Annotated in this window: 13 protein-coding genes, 1 pseudogene and 1 riboswitch; of the genes and pseudogenes, 8 read left to right on the plus strand and 6 right to left on the minus strand. The window is 37.7% G+C overall.

The features are described 5' to 3' along the window. Window positions 1-647: 647 nt before the first annotated feature. The 3 genes and pseudogenes from K8O68_RS03610 to K8O68_RS03625 all read left to right on the plus strand — a co-directional run bounded on the left by K8O68_RS03610 (window position 648) and on the right by K8O68_RS03625 (window position 3,326). Window positions 648-1,139 (plus strand): DUF6431 domain-containing protein, encoded by a 492-nt coding sequence (locus tag K8O68_RS03610; protein WP_370640480.1) that lies wholly within the window; start codon window positions 648-650, stop codon window positions 1,137-1,139. 42 nt (window positions 1,140-1,181) lie between these two features. Continuing rightward, window positions 1,182-2,526: pseudogene (locus tag K8O68_RS21695) on the plus strand (DDE-type integrase/transposase/recombinase). Further along, window positions 2,526-3,326 (plus strand): ExeA family protein, encoded by an 801-nt coding sequence (locus tag K8O68_RS03625; RefSeq protein ID WP_230895579.1) that lies wholly within the window; start codon window positions 2,526-2,528, stop codon window positions 3,324-3,326. The pseudogene K8O68_RS21695 and the gene K8O68_RS03625 overlap by 1 nt, the downstream one beginning before the upstream one ends. Before the next feature lie 577 nt (window positions 3,327-3,903). On the opposite strand, the gene K8O68_RS03630 is transcribed toward K8O68_RS03625, so the two are convergent. Further along, window positions 3,904-4,461, minus strand: coding sequence for a DMT family transporter (locus K8O68_RS03630; RefSeq protein ID WP_230895580.1), 558 nt, complete (start codon window positions 4,459-4,461; stop codon window positions 3,904-3,906). 254 nt (window positions 4,462-4,715) lie between these two features. Between K8O68_RS03630 and K8O68_RS03635 the strand changes: the two genes are divergently transcribed. Genes K8O68_RS03635 through K8O68_RS03645 form a run of 3 tightly spaced genes read left to right on the plus strand, consistent with a single transcriptional unit; the run spans window position 4,716 to window position 9,523 of the window. After that, window positions 4,716-6,875, plus strand: coding sequence for a hypothetical protein (locus tag K8O68_RS03635; protein WP_230895581.1), 2,160 nt, complete (start codon window positions 4,716-4,718; stop codon window positions 6,873-6,875). Continuing rightward, window positions 6,844-8,787 (plus strand): dynamin family protein, encoded by a 1,944-nt coding sequence (locus K8O68_RS03640; protein ID WP_230895582.1) that lies wholly within the window; start codon window positions 6,844-6,846, stop codon window positions 8,785-8,787. Before K8O68_RS03635 ends, K8O68_RS03640 begins: the two co-directional genes overlap by 32 nt. Next, window positions 8,780-9,523, plus strand: a complete 744-nt coding sequence (locus K8O68_RS03645) for a hypothetical protein (RefSeq protein ID WP_230895583.1) — start codon at window positions 8,780-8,782, stop codon at window positions 9,521-9,523. Before K8O68_RS03640 ends, K8O68_RS03645 begins: the two co-directional genes overlap by 8 nt. A gap of 432 nt (window positions 9,524-9,955) precedes the next feature. On the opposite strand, the gene K8O68_RS03650 is transcribed toward K8O68_RS03645, so the two are convergent. Continuing rightward, the gene (locus K8O68_RS03650) at window positions 9,956-10,471 is read right to left on the minus strand and encodes a DUF1643 domain-containing protein (protein ID WP_230895584.1); all 516 of its coding nucleotides are present in this window, start codon (window positions 10,469-10,471) and stop codon (window positions 9,956-9,958) included. A 128-nt stretch (window positions 10,472-10,599) separates the two neighbouring features. Here K8O68_RS03650 and K8O68_RS03655 point away from each other — a divergent pair, with 128 nt between their 5' ends. Further along, on the plus strand, window positions 10,600-10,824 hold the full coding sequence (locus K8O68_RS03655; RefSeq protein ID WP_230895585.1) for a hypothetical protein: 225 nt from the start codon (window positions 10,600-10,602) through the stop codon (window positions 10,822-10,824). Window positions 10,825-11,111: 287 nt separating this feature from the next. After that, window positions 11,112-12,152, plus strand: coding sequence for a zinc-binding dehydrogenase (locus K8O68_RS03660; RefSeq protein ID WP_230895586.1), 1,041 nt, complete (start codon window positions 11,112-11,114; stop codon window positions 12,150-12,152). A gap of 173 nt (window positions 12,153-12,325) precedes the next feature. On the opposite strand, the gene hprK is transcribed toward K8O68_RS03660, so the two are convergent. The 4 genes from hprK to K8O68_RS03680 form a co-directional block, all read right to left on the minus strand. Beyond that, complete coding sequence (gene hprK / locus K8O68_RS03665) at window positions 12,326-13,255, minus strand: HPr(Ser) kinase/phosphatase (RefSeq protein WP_230895637.1); 930 nt, start codon at window positions 13,253-13,255, stop codon at window positions 12,326-12,328. A 393-nt stretch (window positions 13,256-13,648) separates the two neighbouring features. Then, complete coding sequence (locus K8O68_RS03670) at window positions 13,649-14,143, minus strand: hypothetical protein (RefSeq protein WP_230895587.1); 495 nt, start codon at window positions 14,141-14,143, stop codon at window positions 13,649-13,651. 46 nt (window positions 14,144-14,189) lie between these two features. Further along, a riboswitch (cyclic di-GMP riboswitch) is annotated at window positions 14,190-14,274 on the minus strand. A gap of 424 nt (window positions 14,275-14,698) precedes the next feature. Continuing rightward, a complete protein-coding gene (locus tag K8O68_RS03675; RefSeq protein WP_230895588.1) occupies window positions 14,699-15,019 on the minus strand; it encodes a hypothetical protein in 321 nt (106 codons plus the stop codon). A gap of 183 nt (window positions 15,020-15,202) precedes the next feature. After that, the gene (locus tag K8O68_RS03680) at window positions 15,203-15,460 is read right to left on the minus strand and encodes a hypothetical protein (protein WP_093048565.1); all 258 of its coding nucleotides are present in this window, start codon (window positions 15,458-15,460) and stop codon (window positions 15,203-15,205) included. Window positions 15,461-15,676: the final 216 nt, after the last annotated feature.

Here is a 15,676-nt window from a genome sequence, read left to right on the forward strand (position 1 = left end):
AAAATATATTCCAGTTTCAATATATATCCATATTTATGCGTGAGAATCTTATCTGGTGTTTGTGAAATTGTAAGTATCCGTTAGTATTTAGAAGAAAATTAAACTTTATAGAGGGAGTGTATCTAGGAAATGGATGAGTAAGCTGAGGTAACGATGATAAATACATAATAACAATAAGAGAAGAATAAACGAGGTGAAATCAATCTAATGGTTGCTTTCGATAAGCTTTGTAATGATGTGATCGTCACTCATCTTTTACTAAAGACTAGTACAGAGACATTCTTGGGCGGTTCTTTCAAGATAGTTCACAGAGTGAACTGCTGGACGAAGAAACACCTAAAAGTGTTTATAAGAAAGACTGTGGAACAATTTGCTTTATTAAATCCGAGGGACATAAGGGTTTTTCTGTTTCTGCTAGCTTTAAATGACTGATTGCTGACAACGTTGCCTGTCCAAAATTTGTCGAGTATACTGTCATAAAAGGCCGCAGAAAGGAAAAAAAGAGACCCAAAGGATGTCGACCGTCACCACAACGATTATCCTTTGGATCTCTCCCAAAACTATGATCATTATAACACAGTACTCACTTATTCAACAGCAGGATCCAACTCTTTTTTGTTAGAAGTACGGAAATTGTCCCTTGCCCAGTGTGTAGAGAGAAACTTAATGTGATTGGAAGCCGGAATAGAATTTGGAAGCAAATGAATGGGAACCGTTCTAATTTACGCATTAGACGCCTCAAATGTGATGATTGTCTTACTATTCATCATGAGTTACCAGATATTTTGATTCCTCATAAACATTATGATGCCGCCTCTATCGAGGCAGTTGTTCATCCACAAAATAAGATCAAAGATCGCTTACCAGTCGGAGCGGAATCTTCTACGTTAAGTCGTTGGATCCGCTGGTTTTCTTTATGGTTAGCCAACGCCATTCGCTGTCTTCAAGCCATTATGCTTCGCTACTTTATGCAGGTACCGAATCCATCATCCCCAAGGGATTCGTCCGTACTTCAATTAATTGGGGAATTTGTAGGTATTGAAGATGGTTGGCTGACTCGTCTTGTCAGACCCATCGTCAATACCCATTCTTGGTTACAGACCCGTTTTGCGTACCTGTCCTCCCTAAAAAGATCATAAAGTAAGAAAGAAATCATTTTTCTTACAAGGGAGGACAATGTGATGACTCAACGTGAATCACAAGAAGCCGTTGCCGCAACACGAATGGAGATAATCGCACCTTTAGTCGCCAAAGGAATAGACTCAGGGCAAGCTAAGCATCTCCGGGACAAAATTTGTGAACAAACTGGATTGTCTGAACGAACGATTCGGCGGTATGTCAAAGCTTACAATGAAGCAGGATTTGAAGGATTAAAGCCCAAATCAAAAGGTAGAAGTGGGACTAGCATTATTCCAGATGACATTCTGGAGGAGGCCATTTATTTAAGACGAGAGGTGCCATCCAGAAGCATCTCGCAGATCATTAAATTATTGGAAATGGAAAAGCGCATACAGCCTGGGGATATAAAACGAAGTACACTTCAGGAACAATTAAGCAGGCGAGGCTACAGTTCCCGTCATATTCGATTGTACAATGATCCTGGAATAGCATCACGTCGTTACCAGCATGCCCATCGAAATCAACTATGGCATTCCGATATTAAATACGGCCCTTATTTACCAATCGGGCCAAACGGAAAAAAAAGAACAAGTCTATCTTGTGGTTTTTCTGGATGATGCGAGCCGTTATATGATTCACGGCATGTTTTACCGAACACTGGATCAAACCATTGTTCAAGAGGGCTTCCGTCGCTCTGTCAGTGAATATGGTGTGCCAGAACGTGTCTATTTTGACAATGGTAAACAGTATAAAACGAAGTGGATGAGCAGAGCCTGTGCTAAGCTGGGTACTCGTTTGTTATATGCAAAACCGTATTCACCAGAATCGAAAGGGAAAGTAGAGAGGTTTAATCGTAACGTCGATGTGTTTCTTCAAGAAATTCAATTGAACCCACCCGTGAGCCTAGAACAGTTAAACAGACAATTCTATTTTTGGTCAAAGCAATGGTATCAAGAGCATTCACATAGTGCCTTGCCGGACGGGGAAACGCCTCAAACTGTTTTCCAGAAAGATTCTGAGCCCATTCGCTATATTGACCCTGAAGAGCTCAGCCGGGCTTTTCTACATACGGAAAGCAGAAAAGTAGATAAATCAGGTTGTATCAATTTTAGAGGCGAAAAATATGAAGTGGGACTACCGTTTATCGGAGAACAGGTGGATGTGGTCTTCGACCCATGTGATATCTCAGAATTAACGATTGAATATAAAGATCACACACCGTGGCAAGCAACGAAACTGATTATTGGTAAATCAACAGGAAAGCGACCTGAAATGCCGAAAGGTATTGGGAAAGTATCCAGTGAGCATTCGCGAATAATTGATGCCGCAGAAAAAGTTGAGTTAGAGAAAGATCGTATTCAAACACCTGTGATTTCCTACAAAGCAGTTGAAAGGAGATTACGATAATGTTTGAGACCTTCTATGGATTTAATAATACGCCATTTAGTCGGACAGTTCCTTCGGAATCATTGTATGAAGCCCCTCGTTTCGAGGAAGTGCTTGGCCGGTTGCATTATGCGGCTAGTCACCAGTTGTTCATGGTCGTAACGGGAGACGCAGGTACTGGTAAAACAACGCTTCTTCGACGGTTTACTGATGAACTGGATGTGCAAAATTATCTAGCCCTTTATCTATCTGATTCTAAATTAACGCCTCGACACTTTTATAAAGGCCTATTAGAACAGCTTGGCTGTGAAGCAAAGTTTTATAGAGGAGACGCCAAAAGGCAGCTCCATCAGCAAATTGAAATCATGAGAGGCATTCATGGCCAACACCCAGTGGTTATTGTAGATGAAGCTCATTTGCTTGATCGTGAAATGTTAGAGGAAGTTCGTTTCTTACTTAACGTTAACATGGATGCGATGAGTCCGATGGCTTTACTTCTTGTCGGCCAAAGTGAGCTTTGGGATCGCTTGAAGCTTCAAGCCTTTTCAGCGATCCGGCAACGGATCGATTTACAATATAAATTCCCGCACTATGACCGTTCAGAAGTAGAAGCCTATATTCAAGCATCTCTTAATTACGCGGAAGCAGGATCAGAGATCTTTTCAAGCGCAGCTATTGAGGAAATTTATCACTTCTCTAGCGGAACACCAAGAATTATCAATAAATTGTGCACGCATTGCCTGATATATGGTGCGCAGACTGGTAAACGTATCATCGATGATCATATGGTTAAAGACATCATAAATGGTGAATTTCATTAAAATAGCAAAAAGAGGGTGAGTCTAACTCCCCTCTATATCTATTTCTTAAATGGGACAGCTTGGATAGCAAAAATTAGACACGATTCGTTGGCAGTTTTAGGTCAAAAATCGATAGCAGTAACATTTTTCTAAAGACTGAGAGCCAATCGACAAGCCTCTACAGAATGAGGGGTCTACAGTTTCATGCCCATAACTGAGTTATTTTTTAAAATTTACTAGAATGAATAATAGTATAGATGGAAAACAATAATATCAATAAATAACTATTTCACAGCCCGGGCGGAGTGATCTTTTGGCCGTTAAATGAGAGCTAATGCCACAACGACAGCCGAAAAAATTAAATAAACTAACTATATCTCTTTTTAATTGTTATAAGTCATAAGTAAACACATTTTGTCGCGGACATACGGTACCCCACATACAAAACATTATGGGCAATATGGTTTGACAAAGTTACGTTCTTTCCTACCGAAAAAACTTTATTAAAAGAACTCCGCAGCAAAAAAATCACACCAAGATACTAAGTGTGGCTCCAAATCCGTTCCCATTATGCCATTCTCTTCTTATACTTTCTCCTTTAGTACCTCTTGCTCTTATGCTTCCAAGTGGCAATAACAATGCCGAGCATGATCAGCAGGCCGCCGGCGAGAAAGTCCAGGCCGATGGTTTCATTCAGCCAGAGCCACCCGAGCAGGCCTCCGACAAGCGGCTGGAAAAACAGAAACAGCGAGCCGACGCTGGCATCCATTAATTCCATTCCTTTATTCCACAAATAAAATGTCCCTGCCGTTGCTGCAATACCTAAATATAACACGGACAGTATGATGAGCGCTCCTGTTGAAGCGTTAGACAGCTCTACACCTGTATACTGGCCAACGATCGTGACACAATAACCGATAAACCCAAGCCTGATAAGAACCAGCCAGTCGTTCTTGGTATAGGATTTTCTTTGTCCATACTTTTTCTGGTGCCATTTCAGAAGAAAGTATAATACTAAAAAGCCGATCATATAGCGCAGCCAGATTAACGTGAAAAGAGGAATATAATCTAATACGTATTTTGTGAAGACAAACAATCCTCCCCACAGACTTCCCGCTAAAGATAAACAGAGTACTCCTAATAGTGTTCTGTTCATAATCGTGCCCCCTGTCCATCTCTTCATTACTCTTTTAATGAGGAATTTTTCTGTACGGGGGCTTTTCACTTTTTTTTATACGAGTAAAACTAAGTATTGGAAATAGATTTATATATTTTTATGGAGAAATGCGTGTTAATTAGGAAGCCGGTGAATGGGGGATGGTAGAAAAGTAAGCCTATATAGAAATTATTAGAGGATTTGACACATTTCTGTCGTAATGTGTTAATAAATAACAATTAGGAGGATGGACTATGGACTCAGTTACTTTAAGCAATATAAATCGGCGATTATTTTTAAACTTGAGGAAAGTATTATTAGAAGTAGAATCTGAGAATATTAAAAATCATAAAGAGGAAGCACATGAAGCAATTGAACATTTGAAAAAGATACATAACGTCTTAGTTTTTATGATGGAGAGTTTTAATAGAGAATTTATTTCTATCACAGGTCTACAGGGAAGCGGTAAAACAACTTTCTTGAATGAGTTGTATGATTTAGGGGATGAGTATCTTCCAGAGAATCCAAGTAGAGGAGAGGTAAAGCCAGTGCTGCTTACCGAAAAAAAGGAGATTAAAGAACCGATAGCTTATGATGTTTTCTTTGATTTTATAACAAATAAGATGGTTCGCCAAAAAATTCCACGATCGGAACTTCGAAATGCCACGCTTTCTCCGCAGGAAAGCACGCTTTGGTTTGAACTGGAAGTTCCCTTTCAGCATATTTGGGATGATAGCAAATCGATAGCCCTTTTGCCTGGTTTTGAAACAGAGGCATCTCATGCTTCTCAGAATATGCTGGAGCATATTCTGAATTTATCTGAAGCAGCCGTTTTGGTAACGAGGAAAGACATCTTTGCCAGAAATACAAATGCTGAAATGATAACTAAAATAAAAGAGAAGTATGGGGAAATCAACCCGATTGTTTTACTATCCTTTGCTGATATAAATCCTGAGCAAAACCAAACAATTAAATCACAGCTTTTAGAGGAATTTGATGTTGAGAGTGAACAAGTGGTTTTAAAAACTGCAATTAAAAATGAATGGCTTGAACACTTTTATTCAGCTATTAACAATTTTCAGTACAGTCAGTCCGGGCTTGAAAAAAGGAGATATGAACTGCTTACTGAGTTATCCAAGGATCTTTCATATAATTTAAGGAAAATAGAAAAGCTGATTGAAACTGAATTACAGAATAAAGAGATAAATAAGGCAATAGGAAGGATAGGAGCGGAGCCTAATCTTAATAAATTATCAAGGTTAAAAACAAAGGTTCTTAAACAAGTGAAAAAGGACACGGATGAAGTGCTGGCGGGGGTTAGAAGGTCAGCAAAGGAGTCATTTAATAATTTTGTGGATAAGAATGAAAATTGGAAAACAGGTACAAAAGCGTTTTTCTCTGCAGACGCTTTGAAAACATCTATGGAATATGAAAAGAAAATTGCAGAAATATGGGAGAAGTCCTTGAATGACAAACAAATTGATCAAGCAATGTACCAAAAATCTACAGATATTATTATTGGTATGGAAAACGACTATAAACGATTAGATAAAAAGTGTACCCCACCACCGGCTACTGCCGACAGTGAATTTTTTGATTTTACTTCAATTAAAAAGGTGGAGGACAAAGAAGTGTTTGCCTTAAAGGAAGACCAAATAATTTACAATAAAAGCTTGCAAAAAATAAATAAATACTTTGACCTTAAAGAAATTGATCCGGATGACTTACAAAGGCAGGAAATTATTACCCTCGGTATCATTGCTAATACTTTGGCGAGGCAGGTTTTCCCTGCGGCTGGTATTCTTGATGCAGCTAAAGAACAAATTAAAGACCCGACTAATGTGATGGATAAACGTCCGGATATAAAAAAAGCGGAGAAGGAAGCTAAAGACAAAATCAAAAGCTTTGAAAAGAATGCGGTTGTAAACATCTTTATGACGCGGACAATTCTGAAGAGCATCCCAATAGTTTTAGGAGTAGATGCGGCTATCGATGGTGAACTGAATATTCTCCAAAACGCTTCTGCCGCGTTGGCCAGTGTAGGAATTACCGTTTCAGCCGGGGCACTGCTAGGTATTGTAGGTGGTTCACTACTGTTGCTGAAATCTCTTGAAACTATTCATGTACAAACTGTGAAGCGTAACGAAAGAAAGATAGGGTTGTCCCAGCAAGGGGCATCTATATTTGATAATTTAGCAGAAGACTATAGCCAAAGTGTAGTTGGAATATATGAAGATATTTATAATCGGGTTGAAGAGATGTATGCAGAAATCGTGAATGAAAGGTTGACTGATTCAACTGATTATTTATCCCATAAAAAAGTACTTTACCTTACGAATGAACTCAAAAAAGATACAAAAGCCTTTTCCAAAGAGGTGAAAAATGCAAAATTATTATTTGAACCAGCTTATTAATAATGATAACTGGTTAAAAAAGGCAATCATTAATTTTAATAATGGATTTAAACGTTTTGATAATCTTAATGTAGTAAAAGACCAGGTGAAAATTGGTGTTTACGGACCGACACAGGTTGGTAAAACCACATTTATACTTTCTCTTCTTGGTCTTGGAGCTGAGGAATTGACAGAAGTATCTGATGCGTTGCGGGGTGGTAGGCCAAAAGGAAAATCAGCAACTATTACTACTTTCAGCTACGGGCGTTCTAAAGACGAGAACTTTAAAATTACAGATCTGGTAAATGATAAGGAGATCATCTTTCATGAAGTCTCTGAACTGGAGGATTATTTAAAGAAGCTGCGGGAGGAAATTGAGCAAAGTTATGCAGACGGTGAGGATCAGGTTAAATTTTATGAGCTGTATATAGCAAAGCGTTATATTACTAATCCGGTGCTTATAGAATCAAGCAGAAACCTTCAGCTTTTGGATTTACCGGGGTTTGACACAAGAGAAAAGAAAGAATCCAACTATGTATCAAAATTATTGAAGCATCAGTTTAACACTTGCGATGTTATCGTCTTAATGGAACTAGCTAATCAAGTTGTTAACCTGCAAAATATCCATCTGCCTGAATTTAAACGCTGGTTCGAAAACCCAAATCGTTTTAGGGTAGTGCTAACAAAGAGTGTTACAGATCTCTCGGTCTACAAAAAAATAAAAAATAGGAGAATTACTAATAAAAAAGATTTTCTGGCTCATAACAAAAGTGAATTAACCAGAGTTATAAACAAGGATTTTGAAGGTGTATACCCGCTGGAATTCGGAGATTCCTGGAACCACTTAAAAAGAGAAGATCATGTAATAGCTTCAACTGTCGCTCCTTGGCTGACTGATATTTACCAAAGCTTATCTGCCGACCTCTCTCAAAATAAAACTATTGAAGGACAAGTAGCAAATTATCGTAAACTGGAAGTAACTTTAGTTAATCAGGAAAAAGAAGAACTTAGTAAACTAGAGCTTGAAAAAAGCGAATTAAAAAATGAAATAAAAAAACTTTGTGAGAGAATTGATTACGAGAAAAAAGGTATTAAAACATTGCAACGTAAAGTGGACAGGCTAAACGAAACAATCGATGAGCTTGAGCAAGTTTATATTTACGATTTGCCCACTTTGCCTGAAAAGCAAATAGAAGATGAATCTTTGTTTTCCTTGTTAAAACAAATAATTGATTGGTCACTGCACGCTGGGTTATCCTGTAAAACAGAAAACGACTGGTCTGAGGAACTCATGGGGAAGTATGAGATAGATCAAGTAAGGAATGCTCTGCTTGGAGCAGCCCATTATATTTTTAAGGGGAAGATTGATGAACTGTCTTATATCGTCTCCGACACACAACATTTTAATCCAGATAAGTATGAAATATCTTTTGAATACAGCAACAAAGAAGTACGAACAGAGAATCGTACTCTTAAGAATATATTCACCTCAAAGAAAAAACTTGAAAAGACAGCTGACAGAGAAAAGCTTAGTACAATTATCCATGATTTTTGCAGATTTATTTATATATACAAAAATGAATGCAATCAGGCAAAAGAGGAAGCAGTAAAACAATTAAAGAAAAAGCTTAAAGAAATAGAAGCAATAGGTTATTCTTTACAAAATAGAATAAAAAAACGTGAAAAAGATAAGGCTGTGCTATTAGAAAATTATCATCATCTAAGAAAGCGGAAGAAGCTAGTAAAGGAAGAATGGCTAAAAGACAAGGGAAGGCTGGATCTTTTTGATAATCTTTTAATGGAAGAGTGGCTCGCAGAATTTAATAAGCTAAATGAAGGATTGGCAAGGGGAAGCACAGGAGAATTGTGGCTTATGCACCAAAAGCTGAATACCTTACTAATTCAGGGAGAAAGGGTAATAAAGAATGGTTGAAAATAAAACCCGTTCCACGCAGGACAAATATGAGGATGCCATAAATATAATTAAAAAAATTAACGATGATGTATATTACAGCGGACTGCATGAAGTTTTTAATCATCATACAAAAGAACTCTATAAGAAAATGGAAGCTGTAAAAAATATCTCATTATCTTTGGAAAAAGAGATGGCTACTATACCTGATACACTTGTTCAGGAAATTGAGAGTGAAGTTTTTGATGAATTAACAGATCAGTTAGATACTGAGTTTGAAGCTTTAAAAGAATTATCAGGAGAAATTATAAATTTTTCAAATTCTATTATAAAGAATATAGATGGTCAAAGTGAAATTATAAAGGATTTTAGCAGCAACCATGGGGAACGGCTGGAGGCACTGGAAAGTAAGATAGCCAGTATTGGGCATAGATCAGAAACAAAGATAACTGAAGTGGAACAAAGACTCAGGACTTTGATAAAATCCTCGGAAGAAATCCTTGCTAACCGTATGAATAATGAAAGTATAAAATTAGGCGATACTTATAACAAAGAGTTGGGTGCATTGAACGGAAAATTAGATAATTTCATAATTGTACATGAAGATTTACAGGCTAAGAATGAGGAGAAAATTAAAAGGCTTGAAATCCAGTTAGAGGTAATAAACAGGCAGAACTCCTTAAATCGGTATATTATCTTGGTCTTTGGAGCCACGAACGTAATGGCGTTAACAGCTATAATTTACTTGCTCCTATAGGTAGTGAAAGAGCTTTAATAGTATGTTGTGGAAACTGACCCAGCTAGCTCATAGGGAATTAGTTTAAGATGCCTGTCACTTCCCGATAAAATCTTGTTGCACGGTGAATATTTCACATGGCGTTGAATTTGGGATGTTACTTTTAACGAAAGGCAGATGATCACAGGGGTGAAGTCATCTGCTTTATTTTTCTTTATAGGGGTTATAAAGAGTATAAAGTTGTAAAAAGTGAGATCACTTAGGGGAAATTATTTCGAGTTAGTTAGGTCAAGAAATATAAAATAGAAGAGATCACTATATTCTATAATATAAAAATTTCATTTTAAATTAGGGATTATGACTAATTTAAAAGAGGACCACTGTTCTTTTTCTGGCAGTTGATAAGATGAGTCTAGGGGTTTAATGTTATAAGGTTAATTGTTTAAAAGTATATTATATGTATCTGAATTTATAGTCAATGAGCCTCCAGTCATCAGCTATATCTCTTGGATGCCGAGGGGATTTGTTCTGTGAATCAATAAAACATTTTAATTTATGGGAGTGGTTTCGCAATAACTGTTCAACTTCCTTCTTTCTGCCTTTACGTTTATTATGATCACTTCCCCAACCGATGAGAATAAAGTCTGTCCCTTCGCAGGCTCTTTGAATAAAGCTGTCATTTACCTTTTCCAGTAGTTCATTTTTATACTTTAAGTCTTTCGGTTCTGTACACATAAAGCTGTACATATTGGCAATTTTAAACTGCCCAAATTCAGAACTCACAAAATAATTAGTTAAACTTAGAACAGTTTTATCTAATTTCACCATATCTGCTTTACTGGGATTAAGCATTATCACCGTTGCCCCCGGTTTATTCTCATCCCAAACTTTTGTATAGAGATACCTGTATCTTCTGCAATCCGACATAACCACTTTCATCTTAATTTGCTGCTCTATTTCCATTGCCATATAAACGATTCCTCCTTTTATAAGTCTATGATAAGTATTCAATGAAAATATATTAATTCCTTTAAGGAAAAGTGACTCCCCTCTCCGCAAATTGTGGCTTTTTTATTTCGACTAAATTGGGATTTAAAATGACAAAACAAGTATTTGCAAGAGGCGTGAGTAAGGCTGTTCCAATCATTGGTGCGGTTACTTCTGGTAGAGTCACCTATGCAACGTTCAGGCCGCTATCTAGCAGGCTTCAAAAATATTTGAAGAAACTACCGATTGCGGACCGGGAATTCTATAAAGACATGGATAATTATAAATTTGATGAATTAGAGATTATCGATGTTGAATTTGTAGAACAAGATTAAATGAAGTAAGTATCTCCCTTTCGGAGGTGGTTTTTTCATGTCAAAAATCAGGAGGCCCAAGGTTATCTCGAGAGACGATAGCTGAATAAAGGTTACCGGTTTGTCGGTATTGAACAGAAGAAACTTACTGAGCAAACAAAGTCTGACTGAGGAAAAACACCTAAGGGTTTAGAATCTAACCTTAAGAATTGGTGCACTTAAAGTAACGAAGCTGTTATTTTGAAGAAGCTATGAAAGAATATATAATTAAAACTGGACTAATTTAAACAAAAGAGGTGGCAACCGTTATGAAAGCAGTAAAAGTCACAGGATACGGTGATGTAGATAAGTTAGAAGTGGTTACACAAGCTATTCCAGAACCTGAAGAACATGAAGTGTTAATTAAAGTAAAAGCTTGTGCAATAAATAATACAGAAATTTGGATGAGAGAAGGCGCTTATGGAACTGGTTCAAAGTCAGGATGGAGACCTGAGGGAGTACAATTTCCTCGTACGCCCGGTTCTGATATAACAGGAAGCATCGTCAAGGCAGGGGATTCTGTTGATAAATCCATGATTGGAAAAAATGTTGTCCTTTTCCCATTTACATCTACTGGAGATAATGGTGTCGAACATATTTCAGAAGATATGTCCTTTATAGGGTCAGAATATGATGGCGGATATGCGGAATATGTCGTGTGGCCGGCTAACCTTTGTTTTGATATGCCTCTTACCGATTTCACAGAAAGTGCTGTTTTTACTGTTAGTGGTTTGACAGCATGGCATATGGCAGAACAAATTCAAGTCCAGCCTGGAGAGTCTATTATGGTAACTGGAGCAAATGGCGGGGTTGGATCATTAAATGTACAAATTGCCTCTAAAGTATTTGGTGCTAAGGTGATTGCCATTGTTGGTGACTTAAGTTTGGAAGAAAAAATGAAGGAACTGGGCGCAACTCATGTACTGTCTTATCATTCAAAGAACCTTGCTGAAGACATAATAGAAGTCAATGAGGGGCCGATTGACTCAGTATTAGATGTGGTAGGCGATGCGCTGTTTTCAACGTCCCTTCACGTACTGAAGAAAGGAGGGAAATTCTGTACATCTGGCTCTGCGGGCGGTCAGAAGACAGAACTTGATTTTAGAACGTTGTACTTAAAGCATATTACTCTTTATGGTTCTGTGTTGGGAACAAGGGAAGAGTTCAAACGTATGCTTCACGCTATTTCTGAAGGAAAAATTAAACCAGTAATCGATTGCACTTTTCCTTTAGAAAAAGCGGGAGAAGCTCAACTTTATTTTAAAAAAGCAGGAAAATTAGGCAAGGTTGTCTTGCTTCCTGACGAATAAACAGTGACTTAAATTATCAGGGCCTTATGAAGGCAGACTGCAAGTACATGGCTGGCTTAGGGTTTCAAAATAAAAATCTTTTAAAAAACCTGTTCGAGTCAGCTGAAATGGGCTAACTTGAACAGGTTTTTTTCTACCACTTCGGATGCTATTAAGACAATGCCTGCACCCGGTTAGTCAGAGTTCTCAATCTCGCTTTCAATCCTGCTCATGAATTCTTCTGCGGCGCTGTATCCTTGTTTTTTCAGAATCCAGTTATGTACAGCTGCTTCAATTAATCCTGCCACATCACGTCCAGGCTGAACTTGAATTTCAACGGAAGGAATTTTAACACCCATATATTCCGTATAGTGAAATTCCTGGTCCAACTCGTTATTCAAGTCGTCCTTTTCCCATTTCGTCAATTTAATATCAAGAGCAATCCGGGTTTCTTCCTGGAAAGCCTTACTTCCGTATAAACGGACTACATTCAGCAAGCCGATACTGCGAAGAGCCAGAAATTCCTTCGTTTTTTTATCGTGGGTTCCGAGAAGAGCCTGAAGGCCGATCTTCTTAAGCACCACAATATCATCAGCGACGAGACGGTGGCCACGACCAATTAACGTGTGGGCTGTCTCACTTTTTCCCACCCCTGAATTTCCCCGGAGCAATATGCCAATGCCGGACACATTCATACATACGCCATGTATGGATAGTTGCGGAGCCAGTTCTTTTGACAAGTATAATCTCAGTTTTTCAATAAAATCTGTTGATGATTCCTTATGGTTTGTAATTAATAACGGGATTTCTTCTTCTGTACAATGATGTGTTAAATATGTAAGTCCTTCCTCTTCGGAGTTGACGATAAAACAAGGAGGATGGTAATGAACAATATTTCCAATCCGGGTTTTCCGTTCTTCTTTACTTAACATGTGCAAATAGGTAATTTCTTTTGTCCCTAATATTTGAATTCTTTCAGTCGGAAAAAAATCAAAATAACCGACGAATTCAAGTCCTGGCCGATGGACATTTGATTGTGTAATTGTTTTATTTAAATGTTTTTCCCCGGCTAATACTTTCAATGAAAATGTTTCAACTATATTTTGAACTGTGACTTTTTTCAGCATTCTCACCATCCTCAAGGCATTCTAACGGGTATTATACCCCTGATAAATTATTTGTATAAAACAGTCTTTTTCATTATATCATCTGCCGAATTATTTTGATGTGCCACTGTCACTTGTCAATTGGCAGAAACAATGATTTGAGTAGTGCGTTCCATATATTCACACGCATGGTGTAATTGTCCTGGCTATTTCCGTGATTTAAGTAAAATACAGATGAATAAACATAAATATCTTATGACTTACTATTAAAAATATAAAAAGGGAGTTTAAAATAAACTCCCTTTAAATCAATTTATCTATTCTCACTAGGTATATCGCAACGCCCCACCCTTCAGCCATTCAATAACAACAGCTTTCAAGATGGTTAAACTTTTAGAAACTTATTATATCCTACTGTAATGCTGCTCCGTTTACATATAACGTACTATTGCTTGAAACAAGCTCCACGTCCACTACAGTATGACCAGAGTTACCTGGGAATTGATCACCTTCTTGAGGAATATCGCCTTCAACCACAGGGTTGTCGAAACCGTCTAAAGTAAATCCATTAACTTGCTTTGCAGTTCTGGCATTATACTCTACACCACTTGTAACAGAAGAAGTTCTTTTATGATCGACATAGTGAGTTTTTTCTCCGCGTGTCCCTTCACCAGTCGTCCATGAGACTGTTATTGCATAAGTATCTACAGACTCATAAGTAAATTCAAGGGTTCCAGCATTTGATTGTAATTGGGCATTATTAAAACCTAAAGCTGTTTGCACATCGCCTTTTCCAACAAATCCTGTGCCAGTAGATGAATCGAATGATACCGCTGCGAACGTAGCACTTGTAAATAACGAAAAGGCCAATACACCTGCTGCTAATCCAGATAATACTTTTTTCATAATAGATCTCTCCTCTTAAATCAATTTTTAAACAATAGTAAAAATTAAATAAGAGGGCCGGTTACACCACTAGCTTCATATACCTCAAGGTGTCCAAATAAGAGGTATACCTCATCGCTTCCCTATACAAAATTTTAAATATATAGGACTTTGCGCTTTCTTTTATGTGGCCACATGAAATAGCAGTGCATTGTCTTTATTTCGATTATATATCTGATTTAATTAATTTGGTACTTTTTTCCTTCGACAAATCTATACAGAATGATGCTCGTATAGTTAGTGGAGAAAACTGAGTTATTTTTTATAAAAATTTGCCACACCAGTAAATACTAAGTGTGGCAAGTACTTGCCCACTGTCCATCTCTTCATTTATCTGTTAGATGAGGGTTTTTTCAGTTATGGGGCCTTTTCTCCTGCTTTATAGGATCTCCAGGCTGGGGAGGGGCAATAGGTCTGTCTCTGACTGGAATACAGAATCGAACAAGCTTACCTTTTTAAAAAAGATGAAGCGATATTTTCGCTTCACCTATTATCATCTATTGAACTGTCATCTGTTTAATTTGTGTCGGCAGTGCTGCCATCATCGCAGCCTTCTTTCTCAGCCCGCTTTGTAAGGTAATTCGCTATTAAAAAAGTGCTTCCTATCATTGTAAAGAGAATGGCTAACGTAAAGTAAGCCGTTGCGTAGTTGGCATTAATTATGTAGTTATACGCATCGGCCCCTACATACGCATTTTTACCTTCTCCAAAAAGACTGTCATTGCTTTCATAAACAAATAGTTTATGGAACCCGACGCCTGTAAATATAGCGGCTGCTATATAACTGACCACTGCTAATATAAATTTCATTCCAAATTCCTTTGCTTCAGTTTCCACGCTAATCCCCCTCATTTTAAAGTGTTTTTAAATGGTTATTTAATAAATATGCTTGTTTTGCTGATTGATAACTGAATGGATGAAAGGGAGTAAGAATTGAGACAAAGATGTTGGGAATTGCGAGGAAGTAAACTGGGGAATAGAAAAAAATCCTGACTTGAGTGGATCAAGTCAGGGGCTTTGTTATGCCTGCTTTTTCAGATCGTAAATTTCACGGTCGTGTTTACCCAGTTTCATGTCAAAAAACTCAAGATCTTCTTTCGTAGCCATCTTATCGAGCCGGGCCATCATCGTATCGTGCTGCTCTGTCAGTTTCCCAGTCTGATCAAATGTTGTATCGAGCTTTTTCTCCATTCGAGCAGTTGTTTCTTTAAGTTCAGAGATATCGCTTTTCATACCATTCAATGTATTTATGATTTCATGAAGTAATTTGTCGCTCATTACAATTCCTCCCAGGTTAAGAAATTAGTAAGTGGAAATTTTACATACCGGAGCAGTTTTAATAGCTAGTTTAACTGATTTCTATCAAAAACAAAAGAGAAGGTCGAACTATATTCGGGCGCCACTCACCACCTTACGTATTGGATTTGGCGTTAGGTAGCAGTTCCTGGGATGACTGATGCCAATGAAGGTTATAGAAGCGCGTGCTGGCGATTT

The organism is Salipaludibacillus sp. CUR1 (assembly GCF_021028955.1).
In the GTDB taxonomy this organism is placed as follows: domain Bacteria; phylum Bacillota; class Bacilli; order Bacillales; family Salisediminibacteriaceae; genus Salipaludibacillus.